At 73.3% G+C, this 322-nt stretch carries 1 protein-coding gene; it reads left to right on the plus strand.

What is annotated here, in order from left to right; translation table 11 throughout:
- A partial coding sequence (locus EIK80_RS26220; RefSeq protein ID WP_158624763.1) for a hypothetical protein occupies nt 1–322 on the plus strand: 322 nt, incomplete at both ends.

A 322-nucleotide genomic window follows, 5' to 3' on the forward strand; every position in this document is an offset into this window, starting at 1 on the left:
GGCGCCGTGCTGACGCCGGCCTTCACCGGCCTGCCCGGCGGGTCGCCGCTGGCCTTGACGCTTTACGCGGGCCTGATCGGCGCGACCGGCTTTTCGATCTCTGGCCTGCGCCGCTGGGGCAACGCGGGCGCCGCCACCATCATCGGCCTGCTGCTGCTCAACGGGGTCCCGGTGGGCCAACACCAGACCCTTCCGGCGGTGATCATCCAGATCCTGGCCGCCGCCGGGCCGTTCGCCGCGAAGCTGTGGCGACGCCGCTTCCGTCGCGACGACGCGGGGGACACCGCTGGAAGCGACTTCCGAGGTTTGCCCGCCCTGGCGC

Source organism: Caulobacter sp. 602-1, from assembly GCF_003931565.1.
In the GTDB taxonomy this organism is placed as follows: Bacteria; Pseudomonadota; Alphaproteobacteria; order Caulobacterales; family Caulobacteraceae; genus Caulobacter.